We start from the raw sequence: 17735 nt of genomic DNA on the forward strand, positions 1-17735 counted from the left end.
ATAAAACTTCTCTGCGACAGAAAAGCTTTATTGATGTGATTATATTGTTAAATTATCTTTTTCTTCTTCTATAGATATAAAATACTCCTCAAATTCGGTTTCGGAAACCGGGTTGTCACTTTCAAGTTTTATAACGCCTATGGTTTTATAGTGAGCAGCCAGTTTAATCCCTTTGCTTTTCAGAAATGCTTCAAGCTTTTTTAAATTTATATCTTTCTTTAAAACTGCCAGATAGGTTATCATATGTATACTTGTATTAAACCATTTCCTATATCTCTGTATTTTATGCCTTCAATAGGCCTTGCCTTTTTTTCAATCAGTTCCCAGATTTCTTTTGCAGATTTATCAGGAAACTGTTCCATGTATAAAGCCGCTAGCCCGGAAACATGCGGTGCTGCCATGCTTGTACCACTCATGCTGTAATACAAATTATTTTTGTTCTTTGTGTTTTTGGGATATGCACTGATAATATCTACCCCGGGAGCACAGACATTGATATTTCCTCCTGTGGACGGGTTAATCCCTGCATTTGAAAATCGGGCAATCTTCATCTGACTGTCAATAGCTCCCACAGCCATAATAGATTTTGAATTGGCCGGCATTGAAACAGGCTGCGGAATCTGTGGCCTGTTGCTGTCATTTCCGGCAGCCGCTATAATAAGACAGTTATTTTCCAGCGCTCTTTCTCCAATGGTTTCAAACAGAACGGAAGGTTGGTCATCCAGCTTCACCGGAGATGCCAGCGAAAGAGACAGTATTCTGAATTTTTTACTAATAGCCCAGTCTATGGCATCAATCACACTGCTGGTAGTTCCTCTTCCGTTATCGGCGAGTACTTTTGCTATTTTCAGATTGCAATTCTTAGCTATTCCATAGCGGTTTCCGTTATCACTTCTGGTATTCCCTGTTGCCACTCCTGAACAGTGTGTACCATGTCCGTTGGGATCTCTGTTCCAGTCCTGGCCATCTATGAAAGATTTGCCTTCAATTTCTTCAGAGGAAAAATCGGGATGGGAAGTTTCAAGACCTGTATCGAGAATGCAGACATCAATTCCTTTGCCTGTATAGTTGGAATTTTCCAGCCCAACAGCCTTAAGTCCCCATTCCATTTCAACAAATGATTTTTGAGGCAAGGGTTTGCTGATGATATATTTTTCAAGTTCTGCAATTTTTTCTGCGAGTCCGGCGGATTGTTTTTTAAGTTCACTGATCAACTGCAATTCATCTGCAGGAAAAAACTCCCGTTCTTTTTCATAATAAATAATAGAATTCGATTCATTTTTTACGGCGCTTTTCAATTGATCTTCATCCATATTATCCACCACAAGAACTCCCAGGTTTTTGTAAAGTACACCGTTATCCTGATCTATAATTTCATATGAACGGTTTTCTTTGGAGAGAAATTCTGAAGAAGTAATATTCACTTCCAGTTCTTTCTCAATTTTTTTGAGTGCATTTTTCTGCTGGTCTTGCAACAGAACGATATATCTTCCGGTTTCCATAATGATCTTTTTTAAATTAATTTCAGAAATACCTTTTCCAGGATCAGAAAAATATCCTCCGGAATAATGGTCAGCCTGAGTTTTTTATTAATTCCGGATATGGCTGTATTCTGTTCAACCAGTGAAGCCCAGAAACGTTCAATTTTGGGAACAGAATTCATTTCTTTCAGCTTTTCATCATCCAGAAGACCATTTTGATATAATGACACGATGATTCCTGAAATAAGTTCTTCTGCATCATCAAGCTTTTTATTTTCCTTAGTATAGATTTCCATGAGAATACCATACATGCTTTCCATTCCATTGAATGAAAATCCTCCAAGAATTTCCCGTCTTCCGGTAATTATTTTTTCCATTTTGATAGGGTTAAAACCTCTTTTAACCGTGGAAATCATATTCATAATTTTCAGAACTTCAGATTCATGGCTGGTGTTTCCTTTGGTACGGAAATACTCTAAAACCTCATTAAGGAATACCTCAAACCGCACATCAAAGTCAAAGGATTTGGAAAGATATAAAGCCTGAACATCATTGAAGTGCTCCAGAAGTTCCTTAATTTTCTGTACTGTAAAGTGAATAAGTTCCTGCATTACTCAAAAGTTATCTGTTCTATTTCGTTACCGTCTTTATCTTTGTAAGAAACAATCCTGATTCCTTCTTCCTCCATTTCTACGTGAAGGTTGATGAATAGTTTATCTTTATCTTCCGCAGCGCTGGTATTCGGATCTATGTAAATATTGTTCAGCTTGGCATTCACCAGTGTATATTTGTTGAGTAAAACCTTTGAAAAAATCTCTTTCAGTTCCTCTGTTTCTTCTTCGGTTGTCCCATCCTGAGGTCGAAAAATCCCGGAATTAAGAAGCTGCACTTTCTTTCTGAGGTCCAGTTTAAGAACTTCGTTCGCAGGGAGTTTACCAAATTTCTGATCATTTTTCTCCAGATTACTGAACAGTGTTTTGAACTCTTCGGTCTGGAGCTGTCTTTTGCTGATTTCAGAAATATTCAGTCTTTTCTCTTTATTTGCAAGACGGATTCTCTCATTGAGTTCTGTGACAAACTGATCCTGATTCAGTTTAAAATTATATTTAGAGTCTGAATCTATATCCGTGATTTTGATCGGAATATCCATCTTTACGCTGGGCAATGCATATCTTGGAACCTTAAAATACTTAAGGTATTCATGACGGGCATATTCTTTAGCAATAAGAACCGCATTCTCGTCTGCTTTTTTACGAGCCTGAATTATCTCGTTGTTGAGATAATCCAGGTAATCTGATAATTTTATCATCTTTCGTAAAAATATTATTGTGAAAGAAGTCCAAGAACTTTTTCTAATCCTGCAGGCATTTCGTCATTGGTTGCACGTACTTTCACCCCAAGAGAATATTCTTTTTCCACTTTAATTCCTGTGCTGGAAGTTCTTTTATAAGATACATCCACTTTGAATTTTACAGGTCCCCAACCACCGGATACTCCGGCATTAATACCAAACTCATCACTTACGTCTTTCGTGTACGTAGAATTAAGCTTCACATTAAAGTCTACTTCACAGGTTTCAATTCTGAAACTTGGAACATTCAGCAGGGCAATAAAAGGCACTGAAATTTCTACATCATTCGGAATCGTTTTAGGATTGGTAGCACTTACCGGCTCATCTTCCTTAAAATCCGGATTCGGAATATTTTTTTTGTATTTGAATTCTGCCATTCTCAGTTTTTTAGGACTGGCAGCATTGGAAGGATCTGTAAGTTCGAATCCAACTTCATTGATGAAATTAACGGTTGCGATAGAGGCATTAGACTGCGCTTTTACACAAGCATCCAAAGGTCCGCCAATAATGGTAGCAAAATCGATACTTCCCAATTCTGCAGCAAAATCCGCACTGGCAGCATCGGAAGTTCTGAAAATCTCTTCATCGGCAGCCATCTTACCGGCAATCAGCTTCATAATTTCTGCAGATGTACCTGAAAAAGATTTTTCCCACTTTTCATCATAGTTCTTTTTGAATTCTTCTACAATAGCTAATAATTCTTTATTCGTCAATGAACTCAGTTCCGAAGTTTCAATTCCAGATACTTTTTCATAGACTGCAGGGGTAAGAACTTTTTCTACTCCCGATAAGAGATCAATTAACTCATTTTTTGTTTTTTTGGCGTGGCTTGCTTCAAGCACTGATTTTAATGTTTCCATGTTTTTTGTTTTTGATTAATATTGTGGGACAAAATTATATCACTGACAGTCAAAAGATTGTAGGAAAACCCCTCTACCTCACCCGGAAAAACACCCTAAAAAATAAAAGCCTGAACTTACAATGGTAAGCTCAGGCTTTTATGGCGGGTATATTTTGTTACTCTTAATCTGGTATAAAACCCAAAGATTATATGAATTCTTCTTAATTTTTAAGTAGGCTAAGAAAGCACCAATGTTGCTGATGAAGGCACATGAATATACTTACGCTTAGAAAGAATCAATTTCATTGATTCCTCCCTTTGCCTCCTTAAAATTCAACATGAGATATTAAATCTTTGCGTTACATTTAAATGAATCCCATATTTCTATGCAGGTTTTTTGCTATTGTTTTCCAGATTGATATCAGGAACTTCAGAATTCGGATCCAGTTTTACCTCATCTATTTCTTTCGTAGAATCTACTTTGAATGTCCATTCTGTATTTCTTTTCCAGACCTCAACAGGGATTTTCATAGTCTGTGCCGTTCCATCTTTGAATTTGATCTGCACGGTTGTAGGCATTGGTAGCTGACCAATATTTTCCACCGTGATCTGAACTCCGTTCTTAAAATCTCCGTTGATATATTTTACGTTTTTAACAGCCTGATCAATTTTCCATTTATTAAAGAACCATCCTCTCCAGAACCAGTTCAGTTCTTCTCCGGAAACATTTTCCATCGTATGGAAGAAATCCCATGGTGTAGGATGTTTAAAAGCCCAACGGTCTATATACGTTCTGAATGCTTTGTCAAATTTTTCAGGTCCGAGAATGGTTCCTCTTAAAACATCCAATCCTGTTCCAGGCTTATAGTAAGCCAAAGCACCGATACTTCTTTCTTTCATATTATCCGGACCTACCATTACAGGCTCAAGATTGTCAGTCAACAAATATGTTCCTGATCTTGCCAGATTGGGTTTATTATAATATTCTCCTTTATTGAAAGCCTCTGTTGAAAGTCCGTTAATGAAAGTATTAAATCCTTCATCCATCCATGCAAACAGTCTTTCGTTAGATCCTACGATCATAGGAAACCAGTTGTGTCCAAACTCGTGATCTGTAACGCCCCAAAGGTCTTCTCCTTTGGAATCCATATGACAGAATACGATTCCCGGATACTCCATTCCGCCTTCATTTCCTGCAACATTGGTAGCAGCCGGATAAGTGTATTCGTACCATTTTTTCGAATAATGTTCTATGGCAGCCTTCGTATATTCTGTAGATCTACCCCATGCTTTCTCACCGGCACTTTCTGCAGGGTAAGCAGAGATAGCCAGAGATTTTTTTCCACTAGGTAAATTGATTTTTGCAGCATCTAAAATAAATCCGGCAGAAGATGCCCACGCAAAATCTCTTGTCTGCGTAATTTTAAATTTCCAGGTTTTTGTACCGGAAGCTTTATTTTTACCGATTTCAGACTCAGGACGGATCATTACCGTTTTATCGCTGTTTCTTGCCTCGTTCCATCTGTTAATTTCTTCTTTGCTGTATACTTCTTTCTCATTCAGAAGTTCTCCGGATGCTACTACATAATGATTGGCAGGAACCGTAATATTGGCTGTAATGTTCCCATATTCCAAATAAAACTCCGAAGCTCCAATATAGGGAAGCGTATTCCATCCCATAACATCATCATACACACACATTCTGGGATACCATTGTGCCATGGTAAAAATTTTACCGTTTTTCGTATCCTGTATTCCCATTCTGTCTGAACCATAATCAGGAGAAATAAAGGAATATTCAATTTCTATTTTGGCAACTCCTCCATTGGCTTTCAGTTCTTTTGGAAGATCAATCTGCATCCTTGTATCGGTAATGGTATATTTTACTTCTTTTTTACCGTCTAGCTTTACTGATTTAATGCTATATCCACCATTAAATTCTTCACCATGCGCTCCATTTCTGCTTCCCGAAAGCGGAACGACACCATTTCCTCTGGAATCTTTTGCAAACAGATTCTGATCCAGCTGCAGCCACAGAAAACCTAATTTGTCAGGACTGTTGTTGGTATAAGTAATTTCTGCTGTACCTGTAATCTCTTTTTTATTTTCATTCAGGCTGACATTCAAATGATAATCTGCTGAATTCTGCCAATAAGCATGTCCCGGCTGTCCGCTTGCAGAACGGGTTGCCGTGCCTGTCTGTGGATAAAAGAACGGCTTAAATGCTTCTACGTAATCGTATTTCGGAGTTTGTTGTGCGTATGCAGATCCTGAGAACAGAACCACTGCAAGCGTCGAAACAAGGGTTGGAAGTTTAAAATTCATTTGAAAAAGTATTATTTAACTGTATAGGTAAAAAAAACTCCCGGATTTGTTACACATCCGGGAGTTTTTTTACTATAAGTTTTATTTAATTCGATTTTTTTGCTTTAATCATCGCTTCTAAAGCATCCCACATTTCACGAGGAATTTCTTCAAGCATATTAAATTCTCCGGCTCCCTGAAGCCATTCTCCGCCATCAATGGTCACTACTTCACCATTCATATACGCTGAATAATCAGAAACCAGATAAGCAGCAAGGTTGGCAAGCTCCTGGTGTTCTCCTACTCTTCTCAACGGAACTTTCTTTTTCATATCGAATTTTTCCTGAAGATCTCCCGGAAGAAGTCTGTCCCAAGCCCCTTTTGTAGGGAAAGGTCCCGGAGCAATAGCATTGAAACGGATTCCGTATTTTGCCCATTCTACCGCCAATGATCTGGTCATCGCCAGAACTCCGGCTTTTGCACAGGCAGATGGTACTACATAGGCAGAACCTGTCCATGCATAGGTTGTTACGATATTCAATACAGTTCCCGGAGTTTTAGAATCTATCCAGTGTTTTCCTATGGAAAGAGTACAGTTTTTTGTTCCTTTCAGAACAATATCCAGAATAGAATCAAAAGCGGAATGAGTCAGTTTTTCTGTTGGAGAAATAAAGTTTCCGGCAGCGTTATTCAACAAAATATCAATCTTCCCGAATTCTTTTAACGCAGCTTCTTTCATGGCTTCCACTTCATCCCAGTTTCTTACATCACAAGCTACACAAAGAACTTTACCACCTGTTTCGTCTTCCAGTTCCTTAGCTGTAGTTTGTAGTTTTTCCAGATTTCTGGAAGTAATGACTACTTTGGCGCCCAGTTCAAGAAAGTATTTGGTCATCGCTTTTCCAAGACCGCTTCCGCCTCCTGTTACAATTGCTACTTTATCTTTTAGTGCACCTTCGCGCAGCATAGGTTGTGTATATAGACTCATAAAATATTTTTTCTTAAAAATAATAAATATTGAAATGCAATCCCTTAAAATAGTTTGATAAATAATGCTACAAATAATTATTCTTCACATAAAAGCTCTCTCAACTTTTATATTCATGATTTTAACCCCAAAAGACATAAAAGTTTTAAGTGCTTAAGTTTTCAGAGGCCAACTTTATGTAAATAAGTACATCAAAGATTTTCATCTTATTTGAACTTTTTTCCAGCATTATTTTAAACTTACTTAAGCAGACAAAATGAAAGCTTTTGTGCCTTTTGCGGTTTTATGAAGTTTAGGCGTCTTTATAAACTATTCCAAAAGAAAATAGCCTGATAACAATTACCAGGCTATTTTTTCATTTGTTAAAACAATGTATTAAGAAGCTACCACCCCTTTGAATGAAAGTGTCTTAGGAGTTTTGCTGTCACTAGTCGTAACATTTACAGTCTTCATAAATGGTCCTACCGCTGCTGCGTTATAGCTGGCTTCTACAAATCCTTTTTTTCCTGGCTGGATAGGAGTTTTTGTATAATCAGCTGTAGTACATCCGCATGAAGGCGCTACATTCTGAATAATGATTGGCTTTGAACTTGTGTTGGTAAATTCAAATCTGATCAATTTTGGTTTTCCCTGAGGGATATTTCCCACATCTATTGATTCTGATTTCCATTTAATAGCATCAGCTACCATTTTTACAATGGATGGAGCATCTGTAGTCAGTACATTTGCATAAAAAGGAGAGCATGCTAACACTGCTAAAAGAGCTGTAATTTTTAGTTTTTTCATGAGTATAAATTTAATATTTGAAACTGATTATTTTCTTTCGATGTAACAAATGTAAAGCAGAGAATGATGATAACTTGTTAACCGCTGTCAAACATTTGTTAACGAGTTGTTAATAATAAAAGATAAATAGATATTTTTGGATAATATTGCCTCAGTAAATGAAAATAAAAAGACTCAATATTATAATAACGCTGGGATTTATTGCTATTATCGGAATTTTAATAGCACAGCTGATGTGGACCCGGCAGGCTTATAATCTTGAAGATAAAAAATTCAATCAGAAGGTCAATATTGCCTTAATGGAGGTGGCTGAAAAACTCTCCGGAGGAAAGACCTCCTATACCGAAAACCCTGTTCAGAATATTGCCAATGACTATTACGTAGTTAATATTAATAATGAATTTCATCCTGTCGTTCTGGAATATTACCTGAAAACAGAATTTACCCGTTTTCAAATCAATACAGACTATGTGTATGCATTATACAACTGCCACAGCGATAAGATGGTATATGGAAAGTATATGACTTCTCATCAGGAAAGCCCCAGTAACAAAGTGATCAATTTTCCTAAGCATAAAAATCTGATCTATTACTTTTCCATCCGTTTTCCTGATAAAACAACTTATCTGATCAGTTCATTAAGGTTCTGGTATCTTCTTACATTTGCTCTTATTATCATTCTTTTGGTATATGTTTATTCTATTTATACCATTATTCAGCAGAAGAAGTTTTCGGAGCTGCAACGTGACTTTATCAATAATATGACTCATGAGTTTAAAACGCCTTTATCTTCGATACTTTTAGCATCTGAGGCACTCAATAAGCAGGAAATGGTGATAGAAAACTCCAAACTGCAGACCTATACCTCTATTATCATCAATCAAAGCCACAAGCTTAATAGTCATATTGAGAAAATTCTGAATATTGCTAAGAATGATGCAGCAGGACTTTCGTTAAAGCCTCAGAAAATTCTCCTTCTTCCTTTTATTCAGGAGATTTCAGACACTATACAGCAAAAAAATAAAGACCTCAGCATCGAGATTGATATTGAAAACAGCACTTCAGTAATGGCCGATGAATTTCACTTTACCAACATCATCTATAACCTTTTAGATAACTCCGTAAAGTATTGCGAAACAAAGCCTGTTATTAAAATTTCAGCTCATAAAGACTCAAAAGGATTATATTTAAAGTTTAAAGACAACGGAATGGGGATTCCGGCTAAAAATATTCCTCATATTTTTGAAAAATTTTATCGGGTACATACCAAAAGAAGTGAAGAAGTGAATGGTTTCGGGTTGGGATTATTTTATGTAAAAAAAGTAGTTCAGCAGCATCACTGGAAAATTTCTGTTGAGAATAATGAAGACAAAGGAATTACCACAACCCTCTTTTGCCCGTTTTCAGTTTAATTAAATATAAGTATGGAGAAATCTAAAATTTTATATGCCGAAGATGACAAAACCATAGCTTTTCTGGTAGAGGACAGCTTGGAAAGTTATTATGATATCAGCTGTTATTCTGATGGTGAATCTGCATTGGAGGCATTTAACAGCAAAGATTTCGACATTTGCCTGCTGGATATTATGATGCCCGGAATTAACGGGTTTGAAGTGGCACAAAGGATACGCAGTAAAAATTCTGAAATTCCGATTATCTTTATTTCTGCAAAAGCTTTAAAAGAAGACAGAATCAAAGGACTTAAAATAGGCGCTGATGATTATCTGGTAAAACCATTCAGTATTGAAGAACTGATGCTGAAAATTGAGGTTTTCCTGAAACGTACCAAGAAAACAGATACCACTCCTCTAAAGTATAAAGTTGGGAAATATGATTTTGATCCTAAAAACTATACTCTGCAGGGTACAGAAAACAGTATCACGCTTACACAAAGAGAATCTGACCTGCTTTTATATTTTATCCGCCACAAGAATCTGGTAGTCAAAAGGCAGGAAATTCTAAAGGCTATCTGGGGTGATGATGATTATTTTATGGGACGAAGTCTTGATGTATTTATTTCCCGATTGCGAAAGGTACTGGCCGAAGAACAGAATATTTTAATAGAAAACCTGCATGGAATAGGTTTCCGTTTTTCTGAAAAAGAATAAATAATACCGAATCACTTAAAAACACAACAGCAAATGATGATTTTAATTAATTTTAAACTTTGAAAATTTGTCATTAATGAAAAATCACAAACCCACTGTTTTTCTATTTCTTTTATTTTTAAGTATCCAATTTAAAGCTCAAAAATTTGAAAAATTAATACAATATGTCAATCCTCTGATCGGTACCGAAAAGATGGGACATACTTATCCCGGAGCAACGGTTCCTTTTGGGGCAGTACAGCTAAGCCCTGAAACGGATTCCATTTCTTATGAGCTTAACGGGAAGTACAATGGTGAAGTTTATAAATACTGCGCCGGCTACCGTTATGAAGATAAAACCATCGTAGGGTTCAGTTCTACCCATTTCAGCGGAACGGGACATTCCGACCTCGGAGATTTTCTGATCATGCCTACTGTAGGAAAACTTCAGCTGAATCCGGGAACGGCTTCCCACCCTGAAAGTGGCTACAGAAGCAGGTTTTCTCATCAGAACGAAACGGCAGAAGCAGGATATTATAAAGTAAAACTGGATGACCACAATATTCTGGCAGAGCTTACGGCAACACCACGAGTGGGAATTCACCGCTATACTTTCCCAAAATCCGACCAGGCTCATATTATTCTGGATCTGATGGCCGGTATTTACAACTATGATGGGAAAAATGTCTGGACCTATGTTCGGGTAGAAAACGGAAATACCATCACAGGCTATCGCCAGACCAACGGTTGGGCAAGAACCAGAACGGTTTATTTTGCAATGAAGTTTTCAAAACCGTTTAAATCTTATGGCCAGAAAAATTATGATGAAAAGCAGGTTTACAAAGGGTTTTGGAGAAAATTCGACCAAAATCAGAATTTCCCTGAAATTGCAGGTAAGAACCTGAAAATGTATTTTGACTTTGATACTAATGAAAATGAAGCCATTGAAGTCAAACTTGCTATTTCTCCGGTAAGCCAGACCAATGCTTTGGAAAACCTGGAAAAAGAAGCCGGAAATATAACTTTTGATCAGGCTAAAACTCAAGCCCAGAACAACTGGAATAAAGAATTAAATAAAATTGTCATTAAAGGTTCCGATACGGAAAAAACCAACTTCTATACAGCCATGTACCATACCTTTATTAATCCTACTACGTACATGGATGTTAATGGAGAATATAAAGGTCTGGATCAGAATGTTCATCAAGCAGATGGCTTTACCAATTATACAACCTTTTCTTTATGGGATACCTACCGTACGCTACATCCTTTCTTTAATATTATCCAGCCTAAACGAAATGGGGATATGGTAAAATCTATGATGGCTCATTATCATCAGTTTTCAATGAAAATGCTGCCTATCTGGTCACATTATGCTAATGATAACTGGTGTATGAGTGGCTACCACAGTGTAAGTGTTGTTGCAGATGCCATTATTAAAGGGAATTATGAGGGTGATCCTGAAGAAGCTTTAAAAGCATGTGTAGAAACGGCTAACAAAAGAAATTACGAGGGCATTGGGCAATATATTGATCTTGGATACATTCCGGAAGAAAAAAACGGAACTTCAGTTTCCAATACATTAGAATACGCCTATGATGACTGGGCTATTGCTCAGCTGGCAAAGCATTTAAATAAAACAGAAATTTACAATCAGTTTATCAAACGATCTGAAAACTGGAAAAATAATTTTGATAAAACGATTGGGTTTATGCGTCCACGTCTGGCAGATGGAAGCTTTAAAAAAGATTTTGATGTGTTAAGCACCCATGGACAAGGCTTTATTGAAGGAAACTCATGGAACTACAGTTTCTTTGTTCCACAAAATCCGAATGAGCTGATCACCATGATGGGTGGAAAGAAAAAATTTGCATCAAAACTGGACGAACTGTTTACCATGCATTTACCTGATGAATTCTTTGCAGACACTGAAGATATTACACGGGAAGGAATTATCGGTGGATATGTTCACGGGAATGAACCTGCTCACCATGTTGCGTATTTCTATAACTGGGCAGGCCAGCCATGGAAAGCACAGGCACAGATCCGCCGTATTCTGGAAATGCAGTATAAAGCAACACCGGACGGATTGGGAGGAAATGATGATGCAGGGCAAATGAGCGCTTGGTATATTCTAAGTTCATTAGGTTTTTATCCTGTAGCTCCCGGTTCAGAAGATTATTCAATTGGAAGTCCTGCAATTGACCATGCTGTACTGAATCTGGAAAATGGAAAAACTTTTGAAATTGAAGCCATCAACCAAAGTCCGAAAAATGTATATGTTCAGAAAGTTCTTCTGAATGAAAAAGAAATAAAGAATTTTACTTTGAAACATTCTGAAATTATGAAGGGAGGAAAGCTTACTTTTTATATGGGTAACAAAACGAAAAAATAAAAAAGAAAGCGGTGTAATCACCGCTTTTATTTTTCTAAACATTTTTCTTTAAATAATTTCATTCCTTCTGTTTGTTCCAGATCTTTTAATCTTTTCAGTCCCTTACATGCTATATCTATTTTGTTTTGGGTTAAGGAAATTGAAACTATATTATACAGTGCATCAGTATTGGTATTATCATATTCATGAGCTTCATTGAAGAACTGAATGGCTTTATCAAATTTATTACTATTACTAGCATCCAGTCCTTTATCAAAGTTGTCTAAAGAAAGTTTTTTATTTTTTATAGAAACAGGAAATCCTTTGGTGTCATTTGAAACATTAAAAAATAGAATACCTATTGTGTTTATATCATTTCCTGAGTTTCCATTCTTACTGGTTATATCATAAGGAATAATAATTTTTTCAAAATTTTCAAAACCTGTTAAATCCCAAAGGTGATAATTTTTCTCAAGGGTTGTTTTGAAAAAAGCAATACCTTTTTGACTCGCTTTAGTTTGTTCTGTATTTTCAGTCTCTACTTCAATCTTTTGTTTTTTAGGAAAAATTAAAATACTCCCTTTTAGATGAAAATCGTGAGAAAAATCTTTTTGTGTATAATTATCGAATATTTCAGAAATAATATTTCTTTTTAATGCTGGGGTAAAATTTTTAGAAGCAATTATAACAGAATCTTTCTTTTTCTCTTTCACAAAATTATTCAGTACAATTGAACTCTTTATGAACCACATCTTTCTTATTTTATCTGGAGAGTCTATACCTGCAACTTTTTGTATTACAACTAAAGAATCTGAAGTTAGTTTTTCAATTTGATAAGCCGAAAGGTCTGATGTCTTCATTAATTCTTTTTCTAATTTGAAGTCCATACAACTCTTTTTATCTAAAATCAAAGCATCAGTAAATGAACAAAGGTTATTTCCTTTAATTTTCCATATTAAAAACTGTGATGGTATTTGCGATAAATCTCGACTGCCATCTAACATACTAAATTTCACTCTTGTCCATGAAGAGTTTGAAAGTAATTGGGTATTTATTTGTGAACTAAACTGTAATGAAATGGAGAGAAATAGGATTAAAAGGATTCTATACATGGTTATTATTTTTCCACGCAAAACTAGCTAAATAAAAGTTTATTGAAAACAATACGACTTACAAATAGATTAAAGTTTACCTATTATACGGAAAATAAAGTAAAAATGTAAAATATTTTCACAAATTAATCAAATTTAGTTAATAATCGGGATCAAAAAAACTGTAATCACCTTAATCTGCGAGAGTTGAATAATAAGTTTTGGCTAAAGCCAATGGAAGATTCCAAATAAAGAGAGCGGGCTAAAGCCCGCTCCTATTGAATTATCTTGACAATCTCAGATTAATCTAAGACTATTCTTCGAATATATCTTATTAATCCCTTGCTTCAAAAAGTAATCGCTCTCCGAATTTCTCTTCTGCAATTTTACCATTGTCATACACCAGATGTCCATTCACAAAGGTGTGCGTAACTTTTGAATGGAAATTCATCCCTTCTAATGGGCTCCAACCGCATTTATAGAGTAAATTATCTTTGGAAACAGTCCAGTTTTCATTTAAATCAACTAAAACAAGATCCGCTTTATATCCTTCTCTCACAAAACCTCTTTTTTCAACTTTGAAAAGAATAGCGGGATTATGACACATCTTTTCAACGATTTTCTCAAGGGATATTTTACCGTTTTTATAATTTTCCAACATCACAACTAATGAATGCTGTACCAAGGGTGCTCCTGAAGGACACTTTGTATATACATTATTCTTCTCTTCTGCTGTATGCGGAGCATGGTCTGTAGCAATCACATCAATTCTGTCATCCAGTAATGCCTCCCAAAGAGCATCTTTATCTTTTTGAGTTTTTACCGCCGGATTCCATTTGATAAGACCTCCTCTTGTGTCATAATCTTCATTGGTAAAAGTAAGGTGGTGAACACATACCTCAGCCGTGATCTTTTTATCTTTTAAAGGAATATCATTTCGGAAAAGCTCCATTTCCTTTGCTGTTGAAAGGTGGAAAACGTGAAGTCTCGCTCCTGTTTTTTTTGCAAGTTCAATCGCTTTGGATGAAGATTTATAACATGCCTCTTCACTTCTGATCAGGTGATGGAATTTTACAGGAATATCATCCCCATATTCATCCATATATTTCTGAGTATTGGCTCTGATGGTGGCTTCATCTTCACAGTGAACGGCAATCAGCATTTTTGTATTGCTGAAAATATTCTCCAGTGTTTCCGGATTATCCACCAGCATATTTCCTGTAGAGGATCCTAAGAATAATTTGATCCCCGGAACATTTCTTGGATTTGTTTTCAAAACTTCCTCAAGATTATCGTTCGTTCCTCCCATCATAAAACCATAGTTGGCATACGCTTTTTGAGAAGCAATCTCATACTTGTCTGCTAATAATTCCTGAGTAACAGCATTAGGAACCGTATTCGGCTGATCAATGAAACTCGTTGTTCCCCCTGCGATGGCAGACCTTGATTCACTTTCAATATCACCTTTATGAGTAAGCCCTGGCTCACGGAAATGCACCTGATCGTCTATTACTCCGGGAAGAAGGTACTTTCCTGAACCATCAATAATCTGATCGGCATCTTCAGAAATACCGCCGGCTATTTTAGCAATCAAATCATTTTCTATCAGGATATCGCTTTCAAAGACTTTTCCTTCGTTAACAATATTTACGTTTTTTATAAGAACTTTCATTTCAATTTATTTCCCTGTAAAATTAATATTTTAAGTTTTAATTCACCCCAAAATCGCAAAACGAATACTTAAAGTTTTACATTTGCAAAAAAATTCGACTTTGTATAAGAAACTATTAGGACAGACAATCATCTACGGAGTAGGGGCAATAGCACCAAGAATCATTCTATTCATCCTTAATCCACTTTTGATCTATAAGATTCCCAATGAAGGTTTTGCAATTTTCACACAGCTTTATGCGTGGATCTCATTTGTTAATATTATTCTTTCTTTTGGTTTTGAAACCGCCTATTTCAGATTTTCAGCTGAAGAAGATAACGAGAAAAAAACTTTCAATACCTCGTTCTGGTTTTTATTTTCTACTTCCACTCTTTTCCTTGCCTTGTGTTATTTATTTAATCAGCCAATTGCAGATTATGCCGGATATCATGATAACCCTGAGTATATCAGATGGTTTGCGCTGATTGCATTTTTTGACAATCTATTGGTTATTCCTTTTGCATGGCTGCGTTTTCATAATAAACCTATCAAATATTCTGCTGTACGAATTGTTCAGTCCATATTTCAGGCTGTTTTCACAGCTGCACTCTTCTTTTGGATCCCGGAAAGCCTATCAAAAAGTATGGGATTGGATCAAAATGTAGACTACCCGTTCTTCAGCAATCTTGCAGGAAGTGCATTGGGTTTTCTATTATTATTTCCAATTATATTAAAAGTAAGATTCCAGTTTGTCACTTCATTGTTCAGACGCATGATCAAATATTCTTTTCCTCTTATGCTGGCAGGTCTGGCTTTCATGGTCAATGAAAATTTTGATAAATCCATTCAGAGAAATCATATTTCAGACGAAGAAGCTGGTGCTTACGGTGGCTGCTATAAGCTTGCTGTATTGATGACATTGTTTGTTACCGCTTACCGAATGGGTATTGAACCTTTCTTCTTTAAGCAAATGGATAAAGGTGATGCTAAAAAGACATATGCCAAAGTAGCGGAATATTTTGCTTTTTTCGCCTGTGCTGTTGCCTTAGGAATTATTGCAAATGTATCGTGGCTGAAAGCCGTTTTTATTCCTAATAAATCGTATTGGATCGCTATAGATATCATCCCGATTATTGTTATTGCCAACCTTTGTTTTGGAATCTATTATAACTTTTCAACATGGTATAAAGTAACAGACAGAACCAGTATGGGAACGGTTATTTCATGGCTTGGGGCTGGAATCAACATTGCTCTTAACCTTTTAGCTTTAAATTACTATCACAGCATGATCGGTTCTGCATGGGCTACTTTCGGAGCGTATGTTATTATGATGATCGTCTCTTATCTGCTAGGTCAGAAATACTATCCTATTCCTTACAGAATGAAGAAAATATCCTTTTTCCTGATCCTGCTTGGCGTTTTTAGTTTCATCATTGTAAAATACCTTCACTATAATATTATAACAAGTAATCTTCTCTTTTTGGTCTTTACCGGAATGTTGATTTATTCTGAAAAAAACCTTATTCTATCGAGAATCAGAAAGAATTAAACTTTGGTCTTTATTTTGCTTGTAAACAAACCTATTTCCAATTTAAACAAATATTTAAAAAGATATTAATCATAGTCTATCAAAGATTTTAATTATTACCTTTAACCTAAATATTAAAAACAACGAATAAAACATCTTTTATACATATAATTTATGAAAATTATTGTCCCTATGGCTGGACGTGGTTCCAGATTACGTCCACATACACTGACAGTTCCAAAACCTCTTATTCCTATTGCAGGAAAACCTATCGTACAGAGGTTGGTGGAAGATATTGCTAAAGTTGCAGGAGAAAATATTGAAGAGGTAGCTTTTATCATCGGAGATTTTGGCCCTGAGATCGAAAAATCCCTTATTCAGATTGCTGAAAAGCTGGGAGCAAAAGGAAGTATATATTATCAGAACGATCCTCTTGGAACCGCTCATGCCATCAAATGTGCTGAACAGTCTATGCAGGGAGATATTGTTATTGCTTTTGCAGATACCCTTTTCCGTGCAGATTTCCAGTTGGATAAAAATTCCGACGGTGTAATCTGGGTGAAAAGTGTGGAAGATCCATCTGCTTTCGGAGTAGTAAAATTGGACAATTACGGTTTCATTACCGACTTTGTTGAAAAACCAACGACTTACGTTTCAGATCTTGCCATTATCGGTATTTATTACTTCAACAGTGCTGAAAAACTGATGGAAGAGATCAACTATATCATGGATAATGATATTAAAAACGGGGGTGAATATCAATTGACAACAGCCCTTGAAAATCTTAGAGCAAAAGGAGCTAAGTTTACGCTTGGAAAAGTAAACGACTGGATGGATTGCGGTAACAAAAATGCTACCGTAGAAACCAACAGTAAAATCCTTGAATATGAAAGAGAGGAAATGATGCATTATCCAGCTTCTGCTGTAATTGAAAATTCTCTGATTATTCAGCCTTGCTTTATTGGGGAAAATGTAAAAGTTTCTAATTCAAAAGTAGGTCCCGGTGTTTCTTTAGGAAACAATACCACTGTTATAAACTCTAATATTGAAAACTCTCTGATCCAGGAAAACACAAAAATCAATCATGGAAACCTTTCCAATTCTATGATCGGTAATTCTGCACAGTACTTCGGAGTTGCCAGAGAAATTTCTTTAGGTGATTATTCAGTTTTAGATTTTTTATCTAAATAAGAATAGAAAACATTTAACATAAACAACACATCATCAAGCCACACAATATCTTTTGTGTGGTT

At 36.0% G+C, this 17735-nt stretch carries 15 protein-coding genes; 5 read left to right on the plus strand and 10 right to left on the minus strand.

Annotation, left to right across the window (positions count from 1 at the left end):
- Window positions 1-39 precede the first annotated feature (39 nt).
- The 8 genes from JOE44_RS14250 to JOE44_RS14285 all read right to left on the minus strand — a co-directional run bounded on the left by JOE44_RS14250 (window position 40) and on the right by JOE44_RS14285 (window position 7751).
- On the minus strand, window positions 40-243 hold the full coding sequence (locus JOE44_RS14250; RefSeq protein ID WP_209786088.1) for a hypothetical protein: 204 nt from the start codon (window positions 241-243) through the stop codon (window positions 40-42).
- Window positions 240-1502: a S8 family serine peptidase gene (locus tag JOE44_RS14255; protein ID WP_209786089.1), complete on the minus strand. Its 1263-nt coding sequence runs from the start codon at window positions 1500-1502 to the stop codon at window positions 240-242. The genes JOE44_RS14250 and JOE44_RS14255 overlap by 4 nt, the downstream gene beginning before the upstream one ends.
- A gap of 11 nt (window positions 1503-1513) precedes the next feature.
- A complete protein-coding gene (locus JOE44_RS14260; protein WP_209786090.1) occupies window positions 1514-2092 on the minus strand; it encodes a hypothetical protein in 579 nt (192 codons plus the stop codon).
- Window positions 2092-2790, minus strand: a complete 699-nt coding sequence (locus JOE44_RS14265; protein ID WP_209786091.1) for a hypothetical protein — start codon at window positions 2788-2790, stop codon at window positions 2092-2094. The genes JOE44_RS14260 and JOE44_RS14265 overlap by 1 nt, the downstream gene beginning before the upstream one ends.
- A 14-nt stretch (window positions 2791-2804) precedes the next feature.
- Window positions 2805-3692 carry a DUF2589 domain-containing protein gene (locus JOE44_RS14270; RefSeq protein ID WP_209786092.1) on the minus strand — a complete coding sequence of 296 codons (888 nt, stop codon included), beginning with the start codon at window positions 3690-3692 and terminating at the stop codon, window positions 2805-2807.
- A gap of 365 nt (window positions 3693-4057) precedes the next feature.
- Window positions 4058-5998 (minus strand): M1 family metallopeptidase, encoded by a 1941-nt coding sequence (locus tag JOE44_RS14275; RefSeq protein ID WP_209786093.1) that lies wholly within the window; start codon window positions 5996-5998, stop codon window positions 4058-4060.
- Between the two features lie 85 nt (window positions 5999-6083).
- Entirely contained in the window at window positions 6084-6965 is an 882-nt protein-coding gene (locus JOE44_RS14280) for an SDR family oxidoreductase (protein WP_209786094.1), read from the minus strand.
- 375 nt (window positions 6966-7340) lie between these two features.
- Window positions 7341-7751 (minus strand): DUF1573 domain-containing protein, encoded by a 411-nt coding sequence (locus JOE44_RS14285; RefSeq protein ID WP_209786095.1) that lies wholly within the window; start codon window positions 7749-7751, stop codon window positions 7341-7343.
- A gap of 158 nt (window positions 7752-7909) precedes the next feature.
- On the opposite strand from JOE44_RS14285, the gene JOE44_RS14290 reads away from it, so the two are divergent.
- The 3 genes from JOE44_RS14290 to JOE44_RS14300 all read left to right on the plus strand — a co-directional run bounded on the left by JOE44_RS14290 (window position 7910) and on the right by JOE44_RS14300 (window position 12233).
- Window positions 7910-9163, plus strand: a complete 1254-nt coding sequence (locus JOE44_RS14290) for a HAMP domain-containing sensor histidine kinase (protein ID WP_209786096.1) — start codon at window positions 7910-7912, stop codon at window positions 9161-9163.
- Between the two features lie 12 nt (window positions 9164-9175).
- Entirely contained in the window at window positions 9176-9859 is a 684-nt protein-coding gene (locus JOE44_RS14295) for a response regulator transcription factor (RefSeq protein WP_209786097.1), read from the plus strand.
- Between the two features lie 76 nt (window positions 9860-9935).
- Window positions 9936-12233 carry a GH92 family glycosyl hydrolase gene (locus tag JOE44_RS14300; RefSeq protein ID WP_209786098.1) on the plus strand — a complete coding sequence of 766 codons (2298 nt, stop codon included), beginning with the start codon at window positions 9936-9938 and terminating at the stop codon, window positions 12231-12233.
- A 26-nt stretch (window positions 12234-12259) separates the two neighbouring features.
- Here the strand turns inward: JOE44_RS14300 and JOE44_RS14305 are convergent, their stop codons facing one another.
- Window positions 12260-13324, minus strand: a complete 1065-nt coding sequence (locus JOE44_RS14305; RefSeq protein ID WP_209786099.1) for a hypothetical protein — start codon at window positions 13322-13324, stop codon at window positions 12260-12262.
- 313 nt (window positions 13325-13637) lie between these two features.
- A complete protein-coding gene (locus tag JOE44_RS14310) occupies window positions 13638-14975 on the minus strand; it encodes a dihydroorotase (protein ID WP_209786100.1) in 1338 nt (445 codons plus the stop codon).
- A 100-nt stretch (window positions 14976-15075) separates the two neighbouring features.
- Between JOE44_RS14310 and JOE44_RS14315 the strand changes: the two genes are divergently transcribed.
- Both JOE44_RS14315 and JOE44_RS14320 read left to right on the plus strand, forming a co-directional pair.
- Window positions 15076-16503: an oligosaccharide flippase family protein gene (locus JOE44_RS14315; protein WP_209786101.1), complete on the plus strand. Its 1428-nt coding sequence runs from the start codon at window positions 15076-15078 to the stop codon at window positions 16501-16503.
- 153 nt (window positions 16504-16656) lie between these two features.
- Window positions 16657-17673, plus strand: coding sequence for a sugar phosphate nucleotidyltransferase (locus JOE44_RS14320; RefSeq protein WP_209786102.1), 1017 nt, complete (start codon window positions 16657-16659; stop codon window positions 17671-17673).
- The last annotated feature ends 62 nt before the right edge of the window (window positions 17674-17735 follow it).

This window comes from Chryseobacterium sp. PvR013 (assembly GCF_017833095.1).
In the GTDB taxonomy this organism is placed as follows: domain Bacteria; phylum Bacteroidota; class Bacteroidia; order Flavobacteriales; family Weeksellaceae; genus Chryseobacterium; species Chryseobacterium culicis_A.